General features: G+C 70.7%; 19 protein-coding genes and 1 pseudogene. 12 read left to right on the top strand and 8 right to left on the bottom strand.

The features are described 5' to 3' along the window. Positions 1-65: 65 nt before the first annotated feature. Together ACIRR9_RS41310 and ACIRR9_RS41305 are read left to right on the top strand one after the other, a co-directional pair. Positions 66-1,493, top strand: coding sequence for an MFS transporter (locus ACIRR9_RS41310; RefSeq protein WP_403763380.1), 1,428 nt, complete (start codon positions 66-68; stop codon positions 1,491-1,493). Between the two features lie 5 nt (positions 1,494-1,498). Continuing rightward, complete coding sequence (locus ACIRR9_RS41305) at positions 1,499-2,248, top strand: LuxR C-terminal-related transcriptional regulator (RefSeq protein WP_403763377.1); 750 nt, start codon at positions 1,499-1,501, stop codon at positions 2,246-2,248. Positions 2,249-2,369: 121 nt separating this feature from the next. On the opposite strand, the gene ACIRR9_RS41300 is transcribed toward ACIRR9_RS41305, so the two are convergent. After that, the gene (locus ACIRR9_RS41300; RefSeq protein ID WP_365347521.1) at positions 2,370-2,894 is read right to left on the bottom strand and encodes a winged helix-turn-helix domain-containing protein; all 525 of its coding nucleotides are present in this window, start codon (positions 2,892-2,894) and stop codon (positions 2,370-2,372) included. Positions 2,895-3,359: 465 nt separating this feature from the next. Here ACIRR9_RS41300 and ACIRR9_RS41295 point away from each other — a divergent pair, with 465 nt between their 5' ends. Beyond that, positions 3,360-4,622, top strand: coding sequence for a beta-ketoacyl-[acyl-carrier-protein] synthase family protein (locus ACIRR9_RS41295; RefSeq protein WP_403763374.1), 1,263 nt, complete (start codon positions 3,360-3,362; stop codon positions 4,620-4,622). 58 nt (positions 4,623-4,680) lie between these two features. Here the strand turns inward: ACIRR9_RS41295 and ACIRR9_RS41290 are convergent, their stop codons facing one another. Further along, the gene (locus ACIRR9_RS41290; protein ID WP_403763371.1) at positions 4,681-6,405 is read right to left on the bottom strand and encodes an alpha/beta fold hydrolase; all 1,725 of its coding nucleotides are present in this window, start codon (positions 6,403-6,405) and stop codon (positions 4,681-4,683) included. 128 nt (positions 6,406-6,533) lie between these two features. After that, the gene (locus tag ACIRR9_RS41285; RefSeq protein WP_403763368.1) at positions 6,534-7,454 is read right to left on the bottom strand and encodes a LysR family transcriptional regulator; all 921 of its coding nucleotides are present in this window, start codon (positions 7,452-7,454) and stop codon (positions 6,534-6,536) included. A gap of 136 nt (positions 7,455-7,590) precedes the next feature. Between ACIRR9_RS41285 and ACIRR9_RS41280 the strand changes: the two genes are divergently transcribed. The 5 genes and pseudogenes from ACIRR9_RS41280 to ACIRR9_RS41260 all read left to right on the top strand — a co-directional run bounded on the left by ACIRR9_RS41280 (position 7,591) and on the right by ACIRR9_RS41260 (position 10,970). Further along, positions 7,591-7,674, top strand: a complete 84-nt coding sequence (locus ACIRR9_RS41280; protein WP_350760414.1) for a putative leader peptide — start codon at positions 7,591-7,593, stop codon at positions 7,672-7,674. Positions 7,675-7,782: 108 nt separating this feature from the next. Next, positions 7,783-7,989: pseudogene (locus ACIRR9_RS41275) on the top strand (dimethyl sulfone monooxygenase SfnG); the annotation flags it as partial. A gap of 64 nt (positions 7,990-8,053) precedes the next feature. Then, the gene (ssuE, locus tag ACIRR9_RS41270; protein ID WP_403763365.1) at positions 8,054-8,611 is read left to right on the top strand and encodes an NADPH-dependent FMN reductase; all 558 of its coding nucleotides are present in this window, start codon (positions 8,054-8,056) and stop codon (positions 8,609-8,611) included. A 4-nt stretch (positions 8,612-8,615) separates the two neighbouring features. After that, the gene (locus ACIRR9_RS41265; protein ID WP_403763361.1) at positions 8,616-9,800 is read left to right on the top strand and encodes an SfnB family sulfur acquisition oxidoreductase; all 1,185 of its coding nucleotides are present in this window, start codon (positions 8,616-8,618) and stop codon (positions 9,798-9,800) included. Between the two features lie 27 nt (positions 9,801-9,827). After that, complete coding sequence (locus tag ACIRR9_RS41260) at positions 9,828-10,970, top strand: LLM class flavin-dependent oxidoreductase (RefSeq protein WP_403763358.1); 1,143 nt, start codon at positions 9,828-9,830, stop codon at positions 10,968-10,970. Here ACIRR9_RS41260 and ACIRR9_RS41255 read toward each other — a convergent pair whose 3' ends face one another. The 3 genes from ACIRR9_RS41255 to ACIRR9_RS41245 are packed head-to-tail and all read right to left on the bottom strand — an operon-like array spanning position 10,971 to position 13,780. After that, positions 10,971-11,687: an NADPH-dependent F420 reductase gene (locus ACIRR9_RS41255; protein ID WP_403763355.1), complete on the bottom strand. Its 717-nt coding sequence runs from the start codon at positions 11,685-11,687 to the stop codon at positions 10,971-10,973. 19 nt (positions 11,688-11,706) lie between these two features. Then, positions 11,707-12,738, bottom strand: coding sequence for an LLM class flavin-dependent oxidoreductase (locus tag ACIRR9_RS41250; RefSeq protein ID WP_403763353.1), 1,032 nt, complete (start codon positions 12,736-12,738; stop codon positions 11,707-11,709). Next, entirely contained in the window at positions 12,731-13,780 is a 1,050-nt protein-coding gene (locus ACIRR9_RS41245) for an LLM class flavin-dependent oxidoreductase (RefSeq protein ID WP_403763350.1), read from the bottom strand. The genes ACIRR9_RS41250 and ACIRR9_RS41245 overlap by 8 nt, the downstream gene beginning before the upstream one ends. A 113-nt stretch (positions 13,781-13,893) precedes the next feature. Here ACIRR9_RS41245 and ACIRR9_RS41240 point away from each other — a divergent pair, with 113 nt between their 5' ends. Continuing rightward, the gene (locus tag ACIRR9_RS41240) at positions 13,894-14,367 is read left to right on the top strand and encodes a MarR family winged helix-turn-helix transcriptional regulator (RefSeq protein ID WP_403763347.1); all 474 of its coding nucleotides are present in this window, start codon (positions 13,894-13,896) and stop codon (positions 14,365-14,367) included. Between the two features lie 3 nt (positions 14,368-14,370). Here ACIRR9_RS41240 and ACIRR9_RS41235 read toward each other — a convergent pair whose 3' ends face one another. After that, positions 14,371-16,224 carry a 3-hydroxyacyl-CoA dehydrogenase NAD-binding domain-containing protein gene (locus ACIRR9_RS41235; RefSeq protein WP_403763344.1) on the bottom strand — a complete coding sequence of 618 codons (1,854 nt, stop codon included), beginning with the start codon at positions 16,222-16,224 and terminating at the stop codon, positions 14,371-14,373. A gap of 342 nt (positions 16,225-16,566) precedes the next feature. Between ACIRR9_RS41235 and ACIRR9_RS41230 the strand changes: the two genes are divergently transcribed. Genes ACIRR9_RS41230 through ACIRR9_RS41220 form a run of 3 tightly spaced genes read left to right on the top strand, consistent with a single transcriptional unit; the run spans position 16,567 to position 19,896 of the window. Next, complete coding sequence (locus ACIRR9_RS41230) at positions 16,567-17,844, top strand: acyl-CoA dehydrogenase family protein (RefSeq protein WP_403763341.1); 1,278 nt, start codon at positions 16,567-16,569, stop codon at positions 17,842-17,844. 20 nt (positions 17,845-17,864) lie between these two features. After that, complete coding sequence (locus ACIRR9_RS41225) at positions 17,865-19,082, top strand: CaiB/BaiF CoA transferase family protein (RefSeq protein WP_403763338.1); 1,218 nt, start codon at positions 17,865-17,867, stop codon at positions 19,080-19,082. A 34-nt stretch (positions 19,083-19,116) separates the two neighbouring features. Continuing rightward, positions 19,117-19,896, top strand: a complete 780-nt coding sequence (locus ACIRR9_RS41220; protein ID WP_403763335.1) for a crotonase/enoyl-CoA hydratase family protein — start codon at positions 19,117-19,119, stop codon at positions 19,894-19,896. Between the two features lie 5 nt (positions 19,897-19,901). Here the strand turns inward: ACIRR9_RS41220 and ACIRR9_RS41215 are convergent, their stop codons facing one another. Then, positions 19,902-21,164 (bottom strand): PucR family transcriptional regulator, encoded by a 1,263-nt coding sequence (locus tag ACIRR9_RS41215; RefSeq protein ID WP_403763332.1) that lies wholly within the window; start codon positions 21,162-21,164, stop codon positions 19,902-19,904. Between the last annotated feature and the right edge of the window lie 103 nt (positions 21,165-21,267).

Here is a 21,267-nt window from a genome sequence, read left to right as displayed (position 1 = left end):
CGGCGACCGACCGGTCGGGCACGCGCGGCCACATCACCGCAGGCCATCCGATACCGGAGGTGGACATGAGTGTTCGGCAACGGAACGTGCTGTGGACCTTCTTCTGCTGTGGCCTGGGCGTGGCCATGGTGTCGCTCGACAACCTCGTGGTCATCACGGCCCTGCCGTCGATCCGCGGGGATCTCGGCGGGAGCATCCAGCAACTGGAGTGGACCGTCAACGCCTACACCCTCACCTACTCGGTGCTCATGCTGACCGGCGCGGCCCTCGGGGACAGGTTCGGCCGACGGCGGATGTTCGGTGTCGGGCTGGGCGTCTTCGTCCTCGCCTCGGCCGCGGCCGCGTCGGCCCCCGGCATCGGCGCCCTGATCGCCGCACGCGCCGTGCAGGGTCTGGGTGCCGCGCTGCTGATGCCGCTGAACCTGACGATCCTCACGGACGCGGCACCCGAGCGGCGGCGCGGTGCGCTGCTGGGCGCGATGAGCGCCGTGGAGGGCGTCGCCATCGCCATGGGCCCGCTGCTGGGCGGAGCGGTGGTGGAGCACCTGAGCTGGCAGTGGATCTTCTGGATCAACGTGCCGATCGGCGCCGTGGTGCTGCCGGTCTCCCGGTGGAAGCTCGCCGAGAGCCACGGCCCCAGCCCACGGCTGGACCTGGTGGGCACGGTCCTGGCCAGTGCCGGGCTCTTCGGGATCGTCCTCGGCATCATCAACGGCCACGCGGACCACTGGAGCAGTCCTCGTGTCCTGCTGTCGCTGACCGGCGGCGCGGTCGTGCTGGTCGCCTTCGTCCTGTGGGAGCTGCGTGCCCGACACCCCATGTTCCCGATGAAGTTGTTCCGCCACCGCACCTTCAGCGCGATGAACTCCGCCGGGCTGCTGATGTTCGCCGGCATGTTCGGCTCGGTCTTCCTGCTGACCCAGTTCCTGCAGGGGCCGCTCGGCTACACGCCCCTGGAGGCGGGCCTGCGGATCCTGCCGTGGACCGCGGTGCCCATCTTCGTGGCGCCCCTGGTGGGGCTGGTCTCCGACCGTGCCGGCAGCCGGACCATCGTGGCGCTCGGCCTGGCCTTCCAGGCCGTCGGACTGGGGTGGATCGCCGCCCGTGTCTCGCCCGGGGTCTCCTATCCCTCGCTCGTCCCCGCACTGGTCCTGTGCGGTCTGGGCATGACCTTCTACTTCTCTCCCACCGCGAACATGGTGATGAGCGCGGTCGCCGCCGAAGACCGCGGCATGGCGTCCGGGGCGGTCAACGCGCTGCGCGAACTCGGCGGGGTGCTCGGTATCGCGGTGCTCGCCTCGGTGTTCTCCGCACATGGGGACCTCACCTCGGCGGACCGCTTCACGGACGGCATGATTCCGGCGGTGTGGACCGGTGTCGTCCTGATCGCCTGCGGGGCACTGGCGGTCCTGCTGGTACCCCGGCGCCCCCGGGACGGCCGGTCCGCAGACCCCGGACCCGCCGTGCCCGGGTGCGTGGGCGACCTGGTGTGACGGCGATGAGCTCACCGATCCGAGTCCTGCTGATGGACGACCGGTCCATCGCCCGCACCGGAATCCGGTCCGTCCTCGACGAGGACGGCGGTATCGAGGTGGTCGCAGAGGTGTCCGACCGTGCGAGTGCGGTGCGAAGGGCCCGTGAACTGCGGCCGCATCTGCTGCTCGCCGGAGCCCTGCCGCGCCCCGCGGACGCGGCGGAACTGGTCGATGAACTGTCCGCCTGCTGCGGAGCGAGAGGACCCGGCGTCCTGCTCATGGCCCATGAGGGAGGGCTGTGTGTGCGGCGCGCCTTCCGGGCCGGGGTCAAAGGAGTCGTGCTCCACCGTGTCACCCCGGAGCAGTTGCTGTCCGCGATCCATGTGGTGGCGGCCGGTTACCGGATCTTCTTCGACGAGCGGATTCCTCCGGTGCAAGGCGACGGCGGGTTCTCCGCGTCGGCGGAATTCCATGACCTCCCGGCGGCGGCCGCGGCGGGATTCGATCTGCTGACCCGACGGGAGCGGGAGGTCTTTCGGCTGCTGGCCCAGGGGCTGAGCAACACGGAGATCTCCGCGGTGCTGGTGCTGAGCGAGAACACCGTGAAGTCCCATGTGCAGCGGCTGCTGGAAAAGCTGAACCTGCGCAACCGGGTGCACGCGGTCATCCACGCCTATCGCACGGGCCTGATGGCGTCGCCCGACCCGGAGCCCGGACCGCGGCCGGTCGGTGACCACGCTCCGTACGGCCCATGGGTCGGCGCGTCGGCGTGAACAGCGGGCCGGGCCGGGTCGAGCGCTCCGGTGGTGCTCCAGTGAGCCTGCGGTGCTCCGCGCGAGACCTGTTGGGCGCGACGGCGCTCAACAGGTCTCACTTCACCGGCCGTTGCGGCGGTCACTCGCTCGATTCGAGGAGATATCCACGTCCGTTGGCGGTCCGGATGCACAGCCCGAGGGCGACCAGCTTGCGCCGGATCCTCATGATGTGCAGGTCCAGGGCGTTCTGGCTCGCCGTGCCGCGCCGCGCGCGGAGCAGCGTGATCAGCTCATGCCGGGCCACCAGGGTGCCGTACCGCTCCACCAGCGGCTTCAGCAGGTTCGTCTGGGTCGGTGACACGGGGACCATCCGGCTGCCGTAGCGGAGCAGTCCGTCCTGGTCCAGGACGGGGATCCGGTGTGTGCCGGCTCTGGCCCGCAGCGCCGCGACCCGGGCGGCGAAGTCGGCTCTGCTGACGGGCGCCCGGATCCAGTCCTCCCGTGAGTCGCTCGGTACCGGCGGAGTCGCTCCGTTCTCGACCACGAGGAGGCGGAGGGTTCCCCGGAGCCGTAACTGTTCCAGTTCCTGCACCTCCACCGGCCAGCGCAGGACACGCACGTCCTGGGTGGCCGAGAATAACTGGCTCTCACTGTATTGCGGCACGAATTACCTTCCCCTTTCAAGCGTGGTGAAAGAATGCAAGGTCCTGTGCGTTTCGTCCCCCTGCGGCATTACTACCTCACTATGCAGTGTGTCCAAGCGTCGCTGCAACAAGCGCATTACGAGGTCGTCGCTGGTTTATCTGCATAAAATAGGACCGGCGGTGGGCTGTTAATAGTTCTAATGGTCCTTTGTGTGGTCTGCCGGACCGGCCCGGATCTCATGAAAAAGAATGAGGCGCCGGATCGTTTGCGGCGAGTAGATTCCTCAAAGGAATCGGTCGGCATCCGAAGGGGCCGGGAATGGGCATGAAAAGGGCTGAAGACATTCTCACCACCGGGGAATTACTGATCGCCATCATGGCGCTGGTGTCGGCCGGGCTCCCCCGAGCCTCGTCGGACACACCGGGAAAACCCCCGCCGGCGCGGCAGGGCAAGAGACAGGAACACCGCGCGGAAGGAATCCGTCATGCTGCCCGCGACCACTGAAGCGAACCCGCCGGACGCCGGCCGACGCACACCCGCAGGCGCCGACGTCCTGGTGACCGGCCTCGGGGCGACCACCCCGCTCGGCGGTGATGTCCCGTCCAGCTGGGCGGCGCTGCTCTCCGGCCGGTCCGGCGTGTCCCGGCTGGACGCCCCCTGGGCCGAGCAGCTGCCCGTCCGGATCGCCGGAGGCATGTGCGAGGACCCCTCCTCACGACTGGACCGGATCCGGCAACGGCGGCTCGACCGCAGTCAGGCGGCCGCGGTGGTGGCGGCCCGGGAAGCGTGGACGGACGCCGGCGCGCCCGAGGTCGAGCCCGAACGGCTCGCGGTGGTCGTGGGGACCGGTATCGGGGGCGGGCTCACCATCCTCGAACAGGACGACCGGCTCGAGCAGCGCGGCCCTCGTGCCATCTCGCCGCACACGGTGCCCATGCTGATGCCCAACGGCAGCGCCGCGGCGGTCGCCCTGCTGCTGGGAGCCCGGGCGGGCACGCATGCCCCGGCCAGCGCCTGCGCGTCCGGTGCGGAGGCGCTGGCGGTCGGCTCGCTGCTGATCAGGTCCGGCCGCGCCGACGTGGTCGTAGCAGGGGGGACGGACGCCTGTCTGCACCCCCTGGCGCTCGGCGCGTTCGCCCGGATCCGTGCTCTGTCCCTGCGCAACGAGGCTCCCGACCTGGCGTCCCGGCCCTTCGACCGGGAGCGCGACGGGTTCGTGATGTCCGAGGGTGCCGGCATGGTCGTACTGGAACGCGCCGGCTTCGCCAGGGCGCGCGGAGCGCAGGTGCACGCGACCATGGCGGGAGCCGGTGTCACCTCCGACGCGTACGACGTGACGCTTCCCGCCGCGGAGGGCCAGATGCGGGCCATCGGGGCGGCGTTGCGGGACGCCGGCCTCACCGCCGCCGAAGTCGACCATGTGAACGCCCATGCCACCGGCACACCGGTGGGCGATGCCACCGAGGCCAGGGCCGTACGGGAGGCCGTGGGCCCGCATCCGGCGGTCACCGCCTGCAAGTCCGCCACCGGGCACCTCCTCGGTGCCTCCGGCGCGGTCGAGGCCGTCTTCACCGTCCTCACCCTGGTGCACGGCCTGATCCCGGCGGTCCGCAATCTGGACAAGGCGTCGGACGGGATCGAACTGGACCTGGTGGCCGGCGGCCCCCGGCGGACTCCGGTCCGCGCGGCCCTGTCCACGTCCTTCGGATTCGGCGGACACAACGTGGTCCTCGCCTTCACGCGGTAGAGCCCGGCGAGGGTACGGCTGTCGAAGGGCCGGGGTCCGCCGGCCGGGCGGGCCGCCGCTAGCGGGCGCCGGCCCGGTCCCGGCAGGACGTCAGCAGCCGGGCGACGGACGCCGGATGGGTCAGCTGCGGGCAGTGCCCCGCACCTTCGATCACCGTGACCGGAGTGTCCACGGGTTCGGCCGGGGGATCCGCCGACCCGACGACGAGTTCCACGGGCAGCCGCAACTCCCGCAGCAGACGGCGCAGTTCCGTGCGCTGTCCGTGGGCCTCGCGCAGCGCGGCGATCACCCGGCGCGATGTCCCCGCACGTCGCAGGTCCAGCGCGAGACCGTCGAGACCGGAGCCCTCGGGCAGACCGAGCGAACGGGCAATGCGGTGCACGGGGGTCGCGCGCAGCAGCGGTACGGCCAGCGGCGACCGCAGCAGCGCGGCGGACGGCCGCTGGAGGAAGGCCGGCGCGACGAGCACGAGGCCCGCGAGACGGTCAGGCCGTGCCGCGGCGTAGCGCAGGGCCGGGCCGCAGGCGAGCGAATGCGCCACCAGCACCGGCCGGGTGTCCACGGGGCGCAGCAGCTCGGCGAGCCAGTCGTCGAGCGCCCGCTCCCTCGCTCCCGACCTGCCCAGGCCGGGCAGGTCGGCCGCGAGCGAGGGGGCGTCCAAGTGGTCCGCCGCCTCGGCCCATGCGTCCGCGCTCAGCAGCAGCCCGTGCAGCAGTACGTAACCCGGGCGCCGGCGTTCTCCCGTCACCCAGGTCCGGTTGCCCCCCACGCCGTGGAAGCCGTAGGGGCGACGGCACGGGCCGGAGCGGCCGAAGCGGGTGGCGACCAGGTCGTCGGCCCACTGGCGCAGAGCCGCCTCCACGGGTGCCATGGACAGTCCGTGCGCCTCGGACAGGGCGCGGGTGGACGTCGTGTCGTAGCGGTCGGCCGACAGGAACGACATGGTCTCCGGGTCCGCCCGGGTGAGCGCGCGCGGCAGCCTGCGCAGCAGACCCACGGGAACCGAACGACGAGGAGGGCGCACCCCCATGTGCTCCGCCAGCAGGCTCACCATCGCCGGCAGTTCGGGGGTCGAGTCGTCCAGGACGAAGTAGGTGCCGCCCTCGCTCTCGGGGTGCCCCGGAAGGGCGGCCAGGAACCGGACGAAGTAGTCGAGGGTCACCACCGGAAGGAAGATGCCGGGACCGCCGGGCAGCGCCCGCAGCCGGCCCTGCCACAGATCGGAGACCAGGCCGGCCAGGCCGATGTACTGGCCCGGCCCGATCACCGTGCTGGGATTGGCGATGCTCAGCGGGACCCCCAGCTCGCGGGCACGGGTCCGCACCGCGGCGTCACCCTCCTGTTTCGACGCCTCGTACGCGCCCTGTGTGCGGTAGTCCGGTGGCCGCCGGTCCGCGGCGGCCATGCGATAGCCGCTGATGTGGACCACCCGGCGCAGCTTGGGAAGCCCCGCCGCCCACTCGACCACCTGCGCGGCGCCCGTCACGTTGACCGCCCGGGCCTCCGCCGCCTCGATGCCGAAGGCGAAGCGCGCGGCGGTGTTGTAGACGTCGCGAACGCCGGACAGCCCCTCCTGGGGGAGGCCGAGACCGGGGGTGGTGATGTCGGCCCGGAGCACCGTCAGAGCGGCACGGTCCACGCCCTGCTCGTCGAGCCACGCGGTCAGCCCGTCACCGGAACCGCGTACCGCGGCCGCCACCCGGTGGCCTCGCCGCAACAGCTCCGCCACCAGGGAGCGGCCGATGAAACCACCGGCACCGAAGACGATCGAGTCCGAGAGCATGAAGTCTCCTTGCCCAGGCCGGAATCCGGATCCAACCGTATCGAAACGCCATGGACGAAGTGGACGAACCGTGACCGTGCCACACGATCGGGACGATCTGTACGGCCAACGGACGTGAGACGTCAGGGTCAGAGCCGCTGCGGGACCGTCCCGCCCAGGTCGCGTGCCCGACGTACGAACGTCTCGTGCAGGTCCCGCGCGGCCTGCGGCACCGACTCGGACCGCCGGCGCTGGAGCATCAGCACCACCTCGGTGCCGTCCCCGGCCAGCGGCCGGCAGACGATCCTCCCGTCGCGCTCCAGCGGGTCCCCGACCACACTGAAGTCCGGCAGGACCGTCGCCCCGAGCCCCTCCGCGACCATCAGCTTGCCCATCTCCGCACCGTCGGTCGAGTAGGAGAAGGCGGGAGCCCGGCCCGCCAGCAGCCGGTGCACATAGCGGTGCATCACATAGCCCGTGCGCATGGCGACCAGCGGCACGGTGAGCAGGTCGTCGGCCGACACCTCGGCCCGGCCGGCGAGCGGGCTGTCCGGTCGCAGACACACCACCGGCCGCCCGCGCAGCAGTTCGGCGGCCTCGAAGCCGACGGGCACGTCGTCGCCGTCGAGACGGTTCACCAGGCCCAGGTCGAAACCGCCCTCGGCCAGCCCCCGCTGGATCTCCGTCTGCTGCGCGCCGACCACCTCGACCTGGGTGACCGGGTGGGTTGCCCGGAAGTCCCGCAGCACCGGGATGAGCAGCGGCACGGTCGCCGCGTTGACCGTGCCGACGCGCACCATACGGCTGATGCGGTGCTGCTCACCGGCGGCCGCCCGCAGCCGGTCCACCGCCTCCAGCACATCGACGATCCGCGGCAGCAGCTCCTGCCCGGCCGCGCTCATCGTCGCCCCGGTGCGCTTGCGCTCCAGCAGATCGACGCCCAGCTCCCGCTCCAGGTTCCGTACGGTCTCGCTCAACGCGGGCTGTGACAGGCGCAGTTCGTCGGCCGCCCGGCGCAGCGAGCCGAGCCGGGTCACGGCCGCTATGTATTCCAGCTGTTCGGTCCGCACCCCCGCAGAATGCGCGGCCATTCGGGTCCGTTCAAGGGTTTCCCTGTCACACGTTCGTGAATTCCCATGGTCCGCGATACGAGAACGGTCGGGTTTTCCTTGACGGCCCTCGACACCGACTGCGACCATCGACGGCATGAAGATGCGACTGGACCTCACGCGGCGACGCCACGTCGACCTCGCGCGCGTCTCCAGCGCCTCCTGTTGCGCCGCGGCCTGATCACCACTCCACGATCCGCCGCGCTCTCCTCCTCTCTCCTCCTTCCTTTTCCCGCCTGAATTCACCGAGCCGGGCATGCGCCGCGCCGCATGCCGGGTGAATTTCGGCTACAACGACGGCGTCCGCACCGGCCTGTTCGGCACCCCGGAGCAGATCGCGGAGCGCATCGTCGCCTACAAGTAGCTCGGCGTCGACCTCTTCCTGCTCGGTTTCCTGCACTACCACGAGGAGGTCGAGTACTTCGGCAGGCGGGTGCTGCCCCTGGTCCGGGAGCTGGAGGCCCGGTCGGCCGACAGCGAGTCCGAGTCCGCCTGACCGTCCCCTTCCCGCCGGCGCCCGTGTTGCAAGGGCGCCCGGCCCACCAGAAAGAGGCAGTTCCATGGCCACCGTCCTGTCCGTCTCCGGCAGCCCCTCCGCCTCCTCCCGCACCGGCCGTCTGCTGCGCCACCTGGACCGGCGGCTCGCCGCCCAGGGCCATGAGGTGATCCCGATCGACGTCCGGACGATCCCCGCCGAGGCGTTGCTGGGCGCGGACTTCCGGCACCCGGCGATCGTCGAGGCGACCGAGCTGTTCGCCCGCGCCGACGGGGTCGTGGTAGGCACCCCGGTCTACAAGGCGTCGTACTCCGGTGTCCTCAAGGCGCTGCTGGACCTGCTCCCGCAGTACGCCCTCACCGGCAAGACCGTGCTCCCGCTGGCCACCGGCGGCTCCGTCGCTCACGTCCTGGCCATCGACTACGCGCTGCGCCCGGTCCTGAACTCCATGGGCGCCGCGCACATAGTCCAAGGCTGGTTCACCCTCGACAAGGACATCACCGTGCGCGAGGACGGCACGCTGGCCCTCGCGCCGGCCGCCGCCGAGGCCCTCGTCCCGGTCGTCGACCAGTTCTCGGCCGCGCTCGCCGGACGGGCACCCGTCCTGGCCGCGGCGGGCTGAACCGATGACCGCACATGTCATCGCCGACGCCACGGAGGCCATCGTCCTCGCCACCGCCCTGGCCGACGAGTTCCGCGCCGGGGCCGCCGAACGCGACGCGGAACGCAGGCTGCCCCGGGCCGAGTTGGACCGATTGTCGGCCTCGGGGCTGCTCGCCGTGACCGTGCCCGCCGAGCACGGCGGCGCCGACATCGGTGCCCAGGCCCTCGCGGAGATCTTCCGGCTGCTGGGCTCGGCCGACGGCAGCCTCGCCCAGATACCGCAGAGCCACTTCGTGTACGTGAACGTGATCCGCCGTCAGGGAACCGAGGAACAGCGGAAGTTCTTCTTCGCCGAGCTGCTCGCGGGCGGCCGGTTCGGCAACGCACAGTCCGAGGCGGGCACGCAACACGTCCAGGACATCCGGACCCGCCTGGAGCGCCTCGGCGACGGCTCCTACCTGCTGAACGGGGTCAAGCACTACTCCACCGGCGCCCTCTTCGCCGACTGGATCCCCATCCTGGCGCGTGCCGAGGACGACACCCTGCAGGTGGCGTACGTCCCCCGGGGCGCGCCCGGCCTCACGGTCGTCGACGACTGGGACGGCATGGGGCAGCGCACCACCGCCAGCGGGACGGTCCGGCTGGACGGTGTCCGCGTCCCCGTAGACCGGGTGCTGCCGCACCACCTGACCTTCCAGGGGCCCCAACTCCATGGCGCGGTGGCTCAGTTGCTGCACGCGGCCATCGACGTGGGGATCGCCGGGGGAGCGCTGGCGGAGGCGGCGGAGTTCGTACGGACCAGGAGCCGGCCCTGGTTCGAGAGCGGGGCGGAGACCGCCGCAGAGGACCCGCTGCTCGTCCAGCGGTTCGGTGAACTCGCCCTGCGGGTACGGGCGGCCGAGGCGCTGTTGCGGGAGGCCGCCCGCCAGGTCGACGCGGCCGGCGCCGATCTCACCGCCGAGACGGCCGCCGAGGCGTCCATCGCGGTGGCCGCCGCGAAGGCGACGGCGGCCGACGCGGCCGTCGAGGTCGCCGGGGCGCTGTTCGAGGTGTCCGGCACCCGCTCGGCCATCGACTCCCTGAACCTGCACCGGCATTGGCGGGACGCCCGCACCCACACCCTGCACGACCCGGCCCGCTGGAAGATCCAGCACATCGGCCGGTACGTGCTCAGCGGCACCCTGCCGCCCCGCCACGGCCTGCTCTGACGGACACTCACGAACGGAGAACGCCTCGTGTCCCTCACCTTCCACTGGTTCCTGCCCACCAACGGGGACAGCCGCCATGTCGTCGGCGGCGGCCACGGCACCCCTGCCACCGTCTCCGGCCGGGACCGGCCGCCGACGGTCGCCTATCTGAGCCAGATCGCCAAGGCGGCGGAGGACCTCGGTTTCGTGGGGGCGCTCACGCCCACCGGCGCCTGGTGCGAGGACGCCTGGCTGACCACGGCCATGGTGAGTCAGCACACCGAGCGGCTGAAGTTCCTGGTCGCCTTCCGGCCGGGCTTCGTCTCGCCCACGCTCGCCGCGCAGATGGCGTCCACGTTCCAGCGGCAGAGCGGGGGACGGCTGCTGCTCAATGTCGTCACCGGGGGCGAGAGTCATGAGCAGCGGGCCTACGGGGACTTCCTCGACAAGGACGCGCGGTACCGCCGTACCGGTGAATTCCTCGAAGTCGTACGGGGGTTGTGGGAGGGCAGGACCGTCGACCTGGAGGGGGAGCACCTGCACGTCGAGGACGCCAGGCTGGCCCGGCTGCCGGATCCGGTGCCCGAGGTGTACTTCGGGGGATCGTCGCCGATCGCCGGGGAGGTCGCGGCCCGGTATGTCGACGTGTATCTGACCTGGGGCGAGCCGCCGGCCCAGGTCGCGGAGAAGATCGCCTGGATCCGGGGGCTGGCGGCGAAGGAGGGCCGGACCCTGCGGTTCGGGATCCGGCTGCATGTCATCACCCGCGACACCTCCGAGCAGGCCTGGGCCGAGGCGAACCGGCTCCTTGACGGGTTCGATCCGGAGACCGTCGAGTCCGTTCAGGCGGGGCTGGGGCGGAGCGAGTCCGAGGGGCAGCAGCGGATGCTCGCGCTGCACGGCGGCCGGCGGGACGCGCTGGAGATCCATCCCAACCTCTGGGCCGGTATCGGGCTGGGGCGGGGCGGGGCGGGTACCGCCCTGGTCGGCTCGCACGACGAGGTCGCCGCGCGGATCAGGGAATACGCGGCGCTCGGGATCGAGGAGTTCGTGCTCTCCGGGTATCCGCACCTGGAGGAGGCGTACTGGTTCGGGGAAGGGGTGCTGCCCCGGCTGGCCGCGGAGGGGGTGTGGCGGCACCCCTTCGCCAAGGCCGGTGTCCCGTCGGCACAGGTGCCGTTCGCATCCTGATCAGGCGGCCTCCTCGGCCCGCTCCCCGGCGGCCGCCCGCGCGCCGATCACGGTGCGGCCGCGGTCGGACTCGGGGAAGCGGTCCAGCATCGCGCGCAGTTCTCCGGCGTCGGTGTTGGCGCCGAAGGGCTCGGTGCCCGGTTCCAGCCGCACCCCCTCGGCGAGGGGACCTGCCGGGACGGGGTCGAAGCCGAGAGCGTCGACGAGGCGGGCGACGGTGGCGAGGCCGTCCGGATCGTCGCCGGCGATCGCGATCGCCTTGCGTCCCGGCGTCCCCGCGGGCCGGGCCCCGTCCTCCAGGTCGTGGTAGCCCATGTGGTTGAACGCCTTGATCACACGCGCTCCCGGCAGATACGCCTGCACGGTCTCGCTGGACGAGGTGAGCGGGTCGGTGAGGTCGTCGCGGATGCCGTCGACCTCCCACCAGTAGTTCATCGCGTCGATGACGAGCCTGCCGCGCAGTGCTTCGGCGGGGACGGTGCGGTACTTGCCGAGCGGCAGCGCCAGGACGACGACGTCCGCCTCCCTCGCGGCCTGCTCGGCGGTGACCGGGACGGCGCCGGGGGTGAGGACCTCGACGGTGAGGGCGATCCGGTCGGGGGCGCCGGATCCGGCGATCAGGACGCGGTAGCCGGCGGCCACCGCGAGCCGTGCCAGCACGGTGCCGACCTTCCCCGCGCCCAGGATGCCGACGGTGCGCACGGCGCTGGTCTCCATGTCTTCTCCGTTCATGGCGTCAGTCCGCGAGGAGTTCGCGGACCATCGGGATCACCTTGGTGCCGTACAGCTCGACGGCGCGCAGCCGGCCGCTGATCGGCTGTGACCCGCTGGTGTAGATGAGGTCGAACCGGCCGACGCCGAGCGCCTTGATCGCGCGGGCCATCTTGCGGGCGACCGTCTCCGGGGAGCCGATGTAGAGGGAGCCGTGCTCGATCTCGGCCTCGTACTCCGCCTTGCGGATCGGCGGCCAGCCCCGCTGCGCGCCGATGCGGTCCCGGATGACCCGGTAGTACGGCCAGTGCAGCTCGCGGGCCTCCTCGTCGGTGTCGGCGATGAAGCCCGGCGAGTGCATCCCGACCGGATGAGCGGTCGTGCCGAACTGGTCGGCGGCGCGCCGGTAGAGGTCGACGTACGGCGCGAAGCGCTCCGGGGAGCCGCCGATGATGGCGATCATGAGCGGGAAGCCGTAGCGCGCGGTGCGGATGACGGACTGGGGTGTGCCACCGACCCCGACCCAGGTGGTCAGGTGCCCCGACTCGGTCTTGGGGAAGACGTCCGCGCCGTCGAGCGGCGCCCGCTTGGTGCCGCTCCAGGTGACCGGCTTCTCCTCCAGCAGCTTGGCGAACAGCTCGATCTTTTCTTCGAACAGCACGTCGTAATCGCTCAGGTCGTAGCCGAAGAGCGGGAACGACTCGGTGAAGGAGCCGCGCCCGAGGATGACCTCGGCGCGGCCGTTCGAGAGCGCGTCCACCGTGGCGAAGCGCTGGAAGACCCGGACCGGGTCGTCGGAGCTCAGCACGGTCACACCGGAGGCCAGCCGGATGCGCTCGGTCCGCGTGGCGATGCCGGCGAGGACGGTCTCCGGGGTCGAGATCGCGAATTCCGGGCGGTGGTGTTCCCCGAGGGCGATGGCGTCGACGCCGGTCTCCTCGGCGAGCACGGCCTCGTCGACGACCTGCCGGATGGCCCGCGCGTCGGACACCGGGTTTCCCGAGTCGTCCTGCGGCACATCGCCGAACGTGTCCAGACCGAAGACGAGATCAGACATGGATGGGCTCCTTCGCAAGCAGTTGCCGCACCAGCGGGGCGACCTCGCGGCCCAGCAGCTCGATGCTGCGGGCCCGGGCCTCGCGGGGCAGGTTCATGACGTCGTACTTGAGGTCGAAACGGCTGAGGTGCAGATCACGGGCGGTCGCGGCGATTTTGCGGGCGACGGTCTCGGGCGATCCGACGAAGAGCGCGCCCGTCTCGACCTCCCGCAGATAGCGCTCCCAGGTCGGCTGGTAGAAGCCGCGTTCCGCCGCGAGCCGGGCCACGACCGGCTGCCAGTACGTCCACCAGGTCTCGACCGCCTCCTCGTCGGTGTCCGCGACGATCCCGAGGGAGTGCTGGGCGACCGGCCGCCGGGCGTGCCCGAACTGTTCGAGCGCGCGGTGGTAGAGCTCGACATGGCCGGCGAAGCGCTGCGGGCGTCCGCCGATGACGGCGAGCATCAGCGGCAGATCGTAACGGGCCGCGCGGAGTACGGAGTTGGGGCTGCCGCCCACGCCGATCCAGGTGGGGATGCCACCGGCCGGCATCCGGGGATGCAGTTGCTGCGCCACGAGCGGCGGCCGGAACCGCCCCGACCAGGTCACCGTCTCCTCGCGCTGCAGACGCATGAACAGGTCGAGCTTCTCCTCGAAGAGCTCCTCGTAGTCGGCGAGGTCGTAGCCGAACAGCGGGAACGAGTCGGTGGCCGACGCCCGCCCGAGGACGAGCTCGGCACGGCCGTTCGAGACGGCGTCCAGGGTGGCGAACTCGGTGTACAACCGCACCGGGTCGTTCGTGCTCAGCACGGTCACCGCGGTGCCGAGCCGGATGCGCCGCGTCGCGGTGGCGATCGCGGCGAGCAGGACCGGGGTGGCGCTGTCGTTGTGGCCCCGGCGGTAGTGCTCGCCGATGCTGAACACGTCGAGCCCCACGGATTCCGCGAGCCTCGCCTCCTCGACGAGCAGGCGCACGGTCTCGGCGTCGCTCAGTGGGCCGTCGGCACCGGTCGCGACCTCTCCGAACGAGTTGAGCCCCAGTGCGAATCCCTGGGCGGTCATGAGCCCCTCCTGCCGCGCCCTCCGGCCGTGGACGACACGGCCGACGGTTGGTTGACGCATCAATCATTGCCTCGATATGATTGACGTGTCAACTACGACGAGGGGGCGGCACGATGGCAGCGCGACGGAAGGACTACCCCACCGCTGATGAACTGCGGATCTGGCGGGACTTCATCGAGACCACGGAAACGCTCCGCTCCGAACTCTCCTCACGTCTGCAGCGCGAGAGTGCCCTGTCGTCGGGCGACTACGCCGTGCTCCTCGCGTTGCGCGAGGCCGAAGGGCGGCGGCTGCGTTCTTCCGAACTCGCCGTCCAGGTCGGTTGGGAGCGCAGCCGTCTCTCGCACCAGATCGGGCGCATGGAGCGGCGCGGGCTGCTCCGGCGCGAGGAGTGCGTCACCGACAGCCGGGGCGCCGAGGTGGTGCTCACACCCGAGGGCGCCGAGGCCTTCCGGAACGCGTCCCTTCCTCACCTGCGCGCCGTACGGGAACTGTTCGTGTCCGCGCTCACGCCCGACCAGCTCGCCGCGGCGGAACAGATCGCCACGGCCCTGCGGAGCCGTCTGCAGGCGCCGCGCGACTCATGACCCTCAGGGCAGCACCGCGCGTGCGATGCCGGTGAGGTTGCCCTGTGCGGCGAGGATCTCCTTGCGGCCCGAACCGTCGAGACCGGCCGCGTAGACGCTGCCGCCCAGGTCGGTCGCGTACATGTGGCGGCCGTCCGGGTCGAGGGCGATGCCGATGCCCTCCATCAGGTGGGTCAGGAGGATCTCGGACGTCCACTGTCCGCCCGGTGGGTCCATCGGCGAGCGGTTCACGGTGTTGCCCCGCGGCGGGTCCCCGCGGTCCGTCCAGTACAGCATGTGCCCGTCGAGGTCGAGCTCCAGGTCGATCGGTTCCGGCAGCCCGTCGAAGAGCACCTCGATGTCGTCGCGCCCGGCCGCTGTCTGCCCGGCGGGCAGATCGATCCCGGCCCGCAGGATCCTGCCGAGGCCCGCGTCGCTGGGGCCCTTCTGGGTCCAGTAGAGGTGGCCGCCGACGGGATCGACGGCGACGCCCACGCACCACTTCGTCTCGTCGCGGCGGTCGTCGTCCCCCTCCCCGGTCTGTACGAGGGTCTCGACGCCGGAGCCGTCGAGGTCGCAGCGCATCACACGCATGCCCTCGCGGTCGCACCAGTACAGCTTCCGGTCGGTGGCCTCGAAATGGAGCTGCTTCGGGGTGTGCGTGACGCCGTCCGGGACGATGGTCGTCCGGTTGCCGCCGTCCAGGTCCACGCGCTCGATCGAGCCGTCGTTCTCCGGGGGAATCCCCATGTTCGTCCAGTAGACGTGCCCGGCGGCGACGTCGACGGCGACCCCGTCGGGGATCCGGCAGTCGGTGACGAGGACGTTCTTGTCGGAGCCGTCGGAGTTCACGGAGAAGAGCCGGCCACCGCCGCTGGCCTCCAGCACGAACAGCCTTTCCTGGTCGTGGGGCACGGTCACGGCGCTCGCGGAGCCGGCCGTGTCGTGCCGGGCGCGGACGTCCAGCAGGGCCGAGAGCATCGCGTCGCGCCCGGCGGCCAGCTCGTCGACCGAGCGGCCGTTCGCCTCCTGGAGGACACCGCTGACGATCGTCTCCGCGAGTTCGGGCGTGAACTCGGGGGTCCCCAGGTCCTTCCAGAAGTCGACCATCCGCGGCATCAGGGTGTCCATGAAGTGCTGGATGCCGCCCTCGCCGCCGCCCAGATGCCACAGCAGATGGGGGCCCATGACACCCCAGCGCAGCCCGGGCCCCCAGGACACCGCGTCATCGGAGTCCGCCACGTCCAGCACGCCCTCCTTGACCAGGTACACGACCTCGCGGTACAGCGCGGCCTGGATCCGGTTGGCGACGTGTCCGGGCAGCTCCTTCTTCAGATGGATCGGCTTCTTCCCGATCGACGCGTAGAACGCCATGGCGTCCCGGACCGTCTCCGGGGCCGTCTTCGTGCCGCCGACGACCTCGACCAGGGGGACGATGTGCGGCGGGTTGAAGGGGTGGCCGATGACGGTCCGCTCCGGGCGCCGGCACCCGGCCTGGATCTCGCTCATCGTGATGCCCGACGAACTCGACGCGATGATCGAGTCCGGCGGTGTCGCGTCGTCGAGGTCGGCGAACAACCTGACCTTCAGCTCGGGGCGTTCGGGCGCGTTCTCCTGCACGAAGTCGGCGTTCGCGACGGCCTGAAGCAGGTCGGCGGTGAAGCCCAGGCGCTCCTGCGAAGCGCCGGGAGCCAGCCCGATGGAGGCGGCCGCGTCCCATGCCGCCGCCACGTACGACCGCAGGGCCGCTTCCGCGGTGGGCGAGGGATCGGTCGCCGTGACGTCGAAGCCACGGACGAGATAGTGCGTCGCCCAGCTGGCACCGATGGTGCCGGTCCCGACGATCGCCACGCGGTGGACGGGCCTGTGCGATGTCATGGCTGATCACTGCTCCTGAAGTCGGACACGGGTGGCGGGGGAGGGGACGACGGCCACAGGCCAAGCCTCGGCCGACGGGGAAACCGGCGCATCGGGCTGCGCGCCCAGGATTCGAGCGTGTCCTTGGTGCCGCGGTACAGGGCCCCCGGCCCGGCACTGCGGGGCACCCCGCTCGGCGCAGCCCCGTGTCGGCCGGCTCGGAGAGCGTCTCACCGGCCAATTGGTACAAGGGCACCAAATCGGCGGCCGATGTGGTGTTCCGCGCCCAGTGGCTCCGCCCCTGCACCCTCCTAGCGTCGTTCGTACCGACCCCATCGGATCCCCGATCGGAAGGAACGGCACATGAAGGCGACACACGGCGCAGCGGTCGGCCGGGACCACGCTGTCGCGAGCCCCGACGGGAACTCGTCCGGGGTGGAGCCGCCTGTTCTGGGCGGACCGGAGTTCTCGGACTACTTCCTTCTGGACAACCTGCTCACCGACGAACAGCGCGCGCTCAAGAAGAAGGTCCGCGAGTTCATGGACCAGGAGGTCATCCCGATCATCAACCCGTACTGGGAGCGGGCGGAGTTCCCCTTCGAGCTGGTGCCCAAACTGGCGCAGCTGAACATCGCGGGCCTCCAGATCGAGGGGTACGGCTGCCCGGGGATGAGCAATGTGACGGCCGGCCTGGTGATCCTCGAACTGGCCCGGGGCGATCTGAGCGTCTCGACGTTCACCGGCGTGCAGTCGGCGCTGGCCATGATGTCGATCGCCGTGAATGGCTCGGAGGAGCAGAAGCAGCGCTTCCTCCCGCCGATGGCACGGCTGGAGAAGATCGGCGCCTTCGGCCTGACCGAGCCCACGCACGGCTCGGACGTGGTCAAGCTGGAGACGACCGCGCGCAAGGACGGCGACTCCTACGTCATCAACGGTTACAAGAGGTGGATCGGCAACGCCTCCTTCGCCGACTACACGATCATCTGGGCCCGCGGCGACGACGGGCACGTGGGCGGCTATGTCGTCGAGAAGGGCATGCCCGGGTTCGAATGCACGGTCATCAAGGGCAAGACGGCGCTGCGCTGTGTGCAGAACGCTCAGATCTCCCTCACCGACGTCCGGGTGCCCGCCGAGAACCGGCTGGCGAACGCCCAGACCTTCCGCGACACCGAGAAGGTCCTGCTGGCCTCGCGGTTCTGCGTCGCCTGGGAGTCGCTCGGCGCCGCCATCGCCGGTTACGAGACCGCCCTGGCCCACGCCAAGCAGCGCAGGCAGTTCGGGATGCCGCTGGCCGCCTTCCAGCTCATCCAGTACCGGCTCTCCCGGATGCTCGCGGACATCACCGACATGCTGTGCATGCAGTACCGGCTCAGCCAGCTCCTGGACGAGGGCGACTACTCGATGCCCCGGGTCGCACTCGCCAAGATGCACTACACCGAACGGGCCCGGGCCATCCTCGCCGACGCCCGAGACATGCTCGGCGGCAACGGGATCGTTCTCGACTACCACGTGGCCCGGCACCTCTGCGACATCGAGGCCATCGACACCTACGAGGGCACCGACACCGTGCAGGCACTGATCGTCGGCCGTGACATCACCGGCTTCAACGCCTTCGTGCCCATGGCGCCCAGCCAGCACTGACCGCAGGACGAGGAGCCGTCATGAGCAACACGCCCCTCCTGCAGGGACTGCACGTCGTCGATCTCGCGAGCTTCATCGCGGGCCCCGCCGCGGCCACCGTCCTCGGTGACTTCGGCGCCGACGTCGTCAAGGTGGAACCACCGGGCGTGGGCGACGCCTACCGTTCGCTCAGCCGCATGCCACCGAACCCCCGGGTCGAGGGGGTCAACTACCCCTGGCAGCTGGACAACCGCAACAAGCGCAGCATCGCACTCAACCTGAAGTCGCCCGGCGCCCGCACCGTGGTCGAACGACTGGTGACCTGGGCGGACGTGCTGGTGACCAACTTCCCGCCGCGCACCCGCGCCAAGCTGGGCCTGGACTACGACGACCTGGCCGCCCTCAACCCCCGGCTGGTCTACGCCGATGTCACCGGCTTCGGCGAGGAGGGACCGGACGCGAACCTGCCCGGGTTCGACGTGACCGCCTTCTGGGCCCGCAGCGGCCTGATGGACGTGACACGCCAGCACGACGCGCCGCCGGCGATCAACGCGTTCGGTTCGGGCGACCACCCGACGGCGATCACCCTGTTCGCCGGGATCATGACCGCGCTGTACCGGCGGGAGAAGACCGGCGAAGGCTCATGCGTGACCGCGTCACTGGTGGCGGAGGGCGCCTGGGCGGCGGGCATGTGGCTGCAGGCCGTGCTGGTCGGGGGCAAGGCGCCCCGCCCGGCCGACCGGACCGATCCGCCGAACGCACTGGCCAACACCTACCGCACCGCGGACGACCGCTGGCTGCTGCTGGCCTTCGCCAACGAGGACAAGCAGGTCCCGCTGTTCCTTGAGGCCATCGGCCACCCCGAGGCCGCCCAGAACCCGCGCTACGCCGACTCGCAGAGCCGCCGTGCCCATGCCGCGGAGATCGCCGGTCTGCTGGACAAGACCTTCGCGGCCCGTCCGCTGGCCGAGTGGCGTCAGGTGCTCGACGCCGCGGGCCTCACCTACGGAGTCGCTCAGACGATCGAGGAGTTCGCCCACGACCCCCAGCTCGTGGCCAACAAGATCCTCGTGCCGATCGACGACGGCAGCGCGGAGCCGCACCTGACGATCGACAGCCCCGTGCGGCTCGACCAGGAGTCGAAGGTTCCCCCGCGCCCCGCCCCCGACCTGGGCGAACACACCGAGGCCGTGCTCCGTGACCTCGGGTTCGACGCCGCCGGGGTCGAGGAACTGCGCAGCGCCGGCGCCGTCGCCTGAAGTCGTCCGAAGCCACAGTGAAGGGAAACACGTCATGACCACGGGCATGAACACACCGACGGTACGGACCGAGGAGATCGACGGCATCTTCGTCATCACCATCGACCGGCCTGCCGCCCGCAACGCCATAGACGGGGCCACCGCACGGGCCCTCGCGGCCGCCATCGACACACTGGAGGCCCGTGACGACCTCAGGGTCGGCATCCTCACCGGTGCCGGCGGCGTCTTCAGCGCCGGCATGGACCTGAAGGCCTTCGCGGCCGGGGACAAGCCGATCGTCGGCGCACGGGGCTTCGCCGGTATCACCCGCGCCCGGATCACGACCCCGCTCATCGCGGCCGTCGAGGGCTACGCGCTGGGCGGCGGCACCGAGATGGCGCTCGCCTGCGACATGATCGTGGCTGCACGCGACGCCACCTTCGGGCAGACCGAGGTCCGCTACGGCATCGTGCCGCCCGAAGGCGGCATGGTACGGCTGCCGGAACGCATCCCGCACAACATCGCGCTCGAACTCCTCCTCACCGGCGGGAAGCTGCCCGCCGAGCGCGCCGAACGGTTCGGCCTGGTCAACGAGCTGACGGAACCGGGTCAGGCGCTGACGAGGGCCCTGGAACTGGCCAGCAGCATCGCGCTCAACGCACCCCTGGCCGTCGAGGCCGTGAAGCGTGTCCTCAACGAGCGGCGGGCCTTCAGCGACCAGGACGCCTTCACCGACCAGGACCGGATCGCCGAACCGGTACTGGCGTCCCACGACGCCCAGGAGGGCGCCCACGCCTTCGCGGAGCACCGCCAGCCACACTGGCAGGGCAACTGACGGCGTCAGGCCGGCTCGGTGCGCAGGAGGGTCGAGCCGAGGTACCGGACGGCCCGCAGCGCTATCTCGAGATCGGTGTGGCCTGCCTGGACCGGGCGGCCCATGATCTCCTCGGCTTTCCGGATGCGGTATTGGACGGTGTTCTTGTGCAGGATCTGGGCGCTGGCGGTCGCGGTGTAACTGCAGCCGTGGTCGAGGAATGTCAGGGCCGTCTCCCGCAGCCGCGCGCTGTTCTCGTCGTCGACCGCCAGCGGACCCAGGGCGCTCCAGACCCACGACCGCATGTCGTCGATGTTCGTGGCCATCAGGGCTATGGGGGCGACAGTGGAGAAGTCGGTGAATCGGGGAACGGGATCCGCCGCCGCGGCGAGTTCCTGTGTGCGCAGTGCCTGCCGGTGACTGGAGCGGAATCCCTCGATTCCGTACCCCACGTCCCCGGCGCACACATGTACCGAGGAATCGCTGTTCTCAAGGGCGTTCGACAGTTGTTCCAGGGGCGCGTCGGTGTGTGAGCCGAGCGGCAGCCAGATCCAGGACAGAATCGCGTCCCGGGGAACGAAAAGAGGCCTCGCGGAGCAGGAGATGCGATGGGCCAGCTCGTCCGCGATCCGGTGCAGCCGGGCGATTCCCTCGCCTCCGTCCGTCAGCGTGGGCAACCAGGCCACCAGCCCCAGGTGGTGCTGACGCAGACGGTAACCGAGCGACGGCTCGACCCGGTTGAGGTCGACATCGTCCTCGGCGAGCACGTCCCGCACCCGCGCGGCACGCGCCGCGGTCTGGCTGAGCAGCCAGTTGTCGCGTTCGTGCTGGTAGACCAGGATGGCGTGCTCGGTGACCCGGTCGATGTAACCGAAGCTCACCCTCAGCATGCGCCGACTGGTCGCGGTGTGCAGGTCGTCGTCGGCGTTCTCGCGGTTGAGCTCGTCCAGACACCACTGCAGAAAACGCCAGTGCCCCAGCCGGTAGGCCCTGACCATCGCGCTGAGGGGGATACCCCGCTGAGCCAGCCTCCTGGCGTATTCCAGAGCCGCCGCCGGCCCCTCGATCTTCTCCAGCGGAATGTCGTTCTCGAATACGTGCAGCAATGTGGCGACGTTTTCCGCGATGCTGGCCTGCAGGATTTTCACGACGGTCGAGTCGCCCCGCAGCTCTGGGATCTCGGCAAGAACATACTCACCGATGTCACGGCTGACGTCCGGGAGGCGTGACCCTACGTTCTCCGCGACCACGGAAAGTTGCTTCACGGCATCGGGACGCTCCGCAGCCATAGGGGGAATCCTACAGTGTGCCCCGCAATCCCTGTGCTTTGGTCCGGTGGCACCAATTCCCGGGGGAAGGTCGTATTGAGCGTCCAGTGGCCGTTCCGCGGTC

The sequence above is a fragment of the Streptomyces sp. NPDC101234 genome (assembly GCF_044767525.1).
Lineage (GTDB): Bacteria > Actinomycetota > Actinomycetes > Streptomycetales > Streptomycetaceae > Streptomyces > Streptomyces sasae.
This window is presented reverse-complemented; position numbering and strand designations above follow the sequence as displayed.

Excerpts from the sequence above, each read along its gene's own strand:
- ACIRR9_RS41230 (WP_403763341.1), top strand. The coding sequence starts at position 16,567 with ATGAAGGCGACACACGGCGCAGCGGTCGGCCGGGACCACGCTGTCGCG.
- ACIRR9_RS41310 (WP_403763380.1), top strand. The coding sequence starts at position 66 with ATGAGTGTTCGGCAACGGAACGTGCTGTGGACCTTCTTCTGCTGTGGC.
- ACIRR9_RS41290 (WP_403763371.1), bottom strand. The coding sequence starts at position 6,405 with ATGCTCTCGGACTCGATCGTCTTCGGTGCCGGTGGTTTCATCGGCCGC.
- ACIRR9_RS41225 (WP_403763338.1), top strand. The coding sequence starts at position 17,865 with ATGAGCAACACGCCCCTCCTGCAGGGACTGCACGTCGTCGATCTCGCG.
- ACIRR9_RS41245 (WP_403763350.1), bottom strand. The coding sequence starts at position 13,780 with ATGACCGCCCAGGGATTCGCACTGGGGCTCAACTCGTTCGGAGAGGTC.
- ACIRR9_RS41305 (WP_403763377.1), top strand. The coding sequence starts at position 1,499 with ATGAGCTCACCGATCCGAGTCCTGCTGATGGACGACCGGTCCATCGCC.
- ACIRR9_RS41220 (WP_403763335.1), top strand. The coding sequence starts at position 19,117 with ATGACCACGGGCATGAACACACCGACGGTACGGACCGAGGAGATCGAC.
- ACIRR9_RS41215 (WP_403763332.1), bottom strand. The coding sequence starts at position 21,164 with ATGGCTGCGGAGCGTCCCGATGCCGTGAAGCAACTTTCCGTGGTCGCG.
- ACIRR9_RS41235 (WP_403763344.1), bottom strand. The coding sequence starts at position 16,224 with ATGACATCGCACAGGCCCGTCCACCGCGTGGCGATCGTCGGGACCGGC.
- ACIRR9_RS41255 (WP_403763355.1), bottom strand. The coding sequence starts at position 11,687 with ATGGAGACCAGCGCCGTGCGCACCGTCGGCATCCTGGGCGCGGGGAAG.
- ACIRR9_RS41280 (WP_350760414.1), top strand. The coding sequence starts at position 7,591 with ATGAAGATGCGACTGGACCTCACGCGGCGACGCCACGTCGACCTCGCG.
- ACIRR9_RS41250 (WP_403763353.1), bottom strand. The coding sequence starts at position 12,738 with ATGTCTGATCTCGTCTTCGGTCTGGACACGTTCGGCGATGTGCCGCAG.
- ACIRR9_RS41240 (WP_403763347.1), top strand. The coding sequence starts at position 13,894 with ATGGCAGCGCGACGGAAGGACTACCCCACCGCTGATGAACTGCGGATC.
- ssuE (WP_403763365.1), top strand. The coding sequence starts at position 8,054 with ATGGCCACCGTCCTGTCCGTCTCCGGCAGCCCCTCCGCCTCCTCCCGC.
- ACIRR9_RS41265 (WP_403763361.1), top strand. The coding sequence starts at position 8,616 with ATGACCGCACATGTCATCGCCGACGCCACGGAGGCCATCGTCCTCGCC.
- ACIRR9_RS41295 (WP_403763374.1), top strand. The coding sequence starts at position 3,360 with ATGCTGCCCGCGACCACTGAAGCGAACCCGCCGGACGCCGGCCGACGC.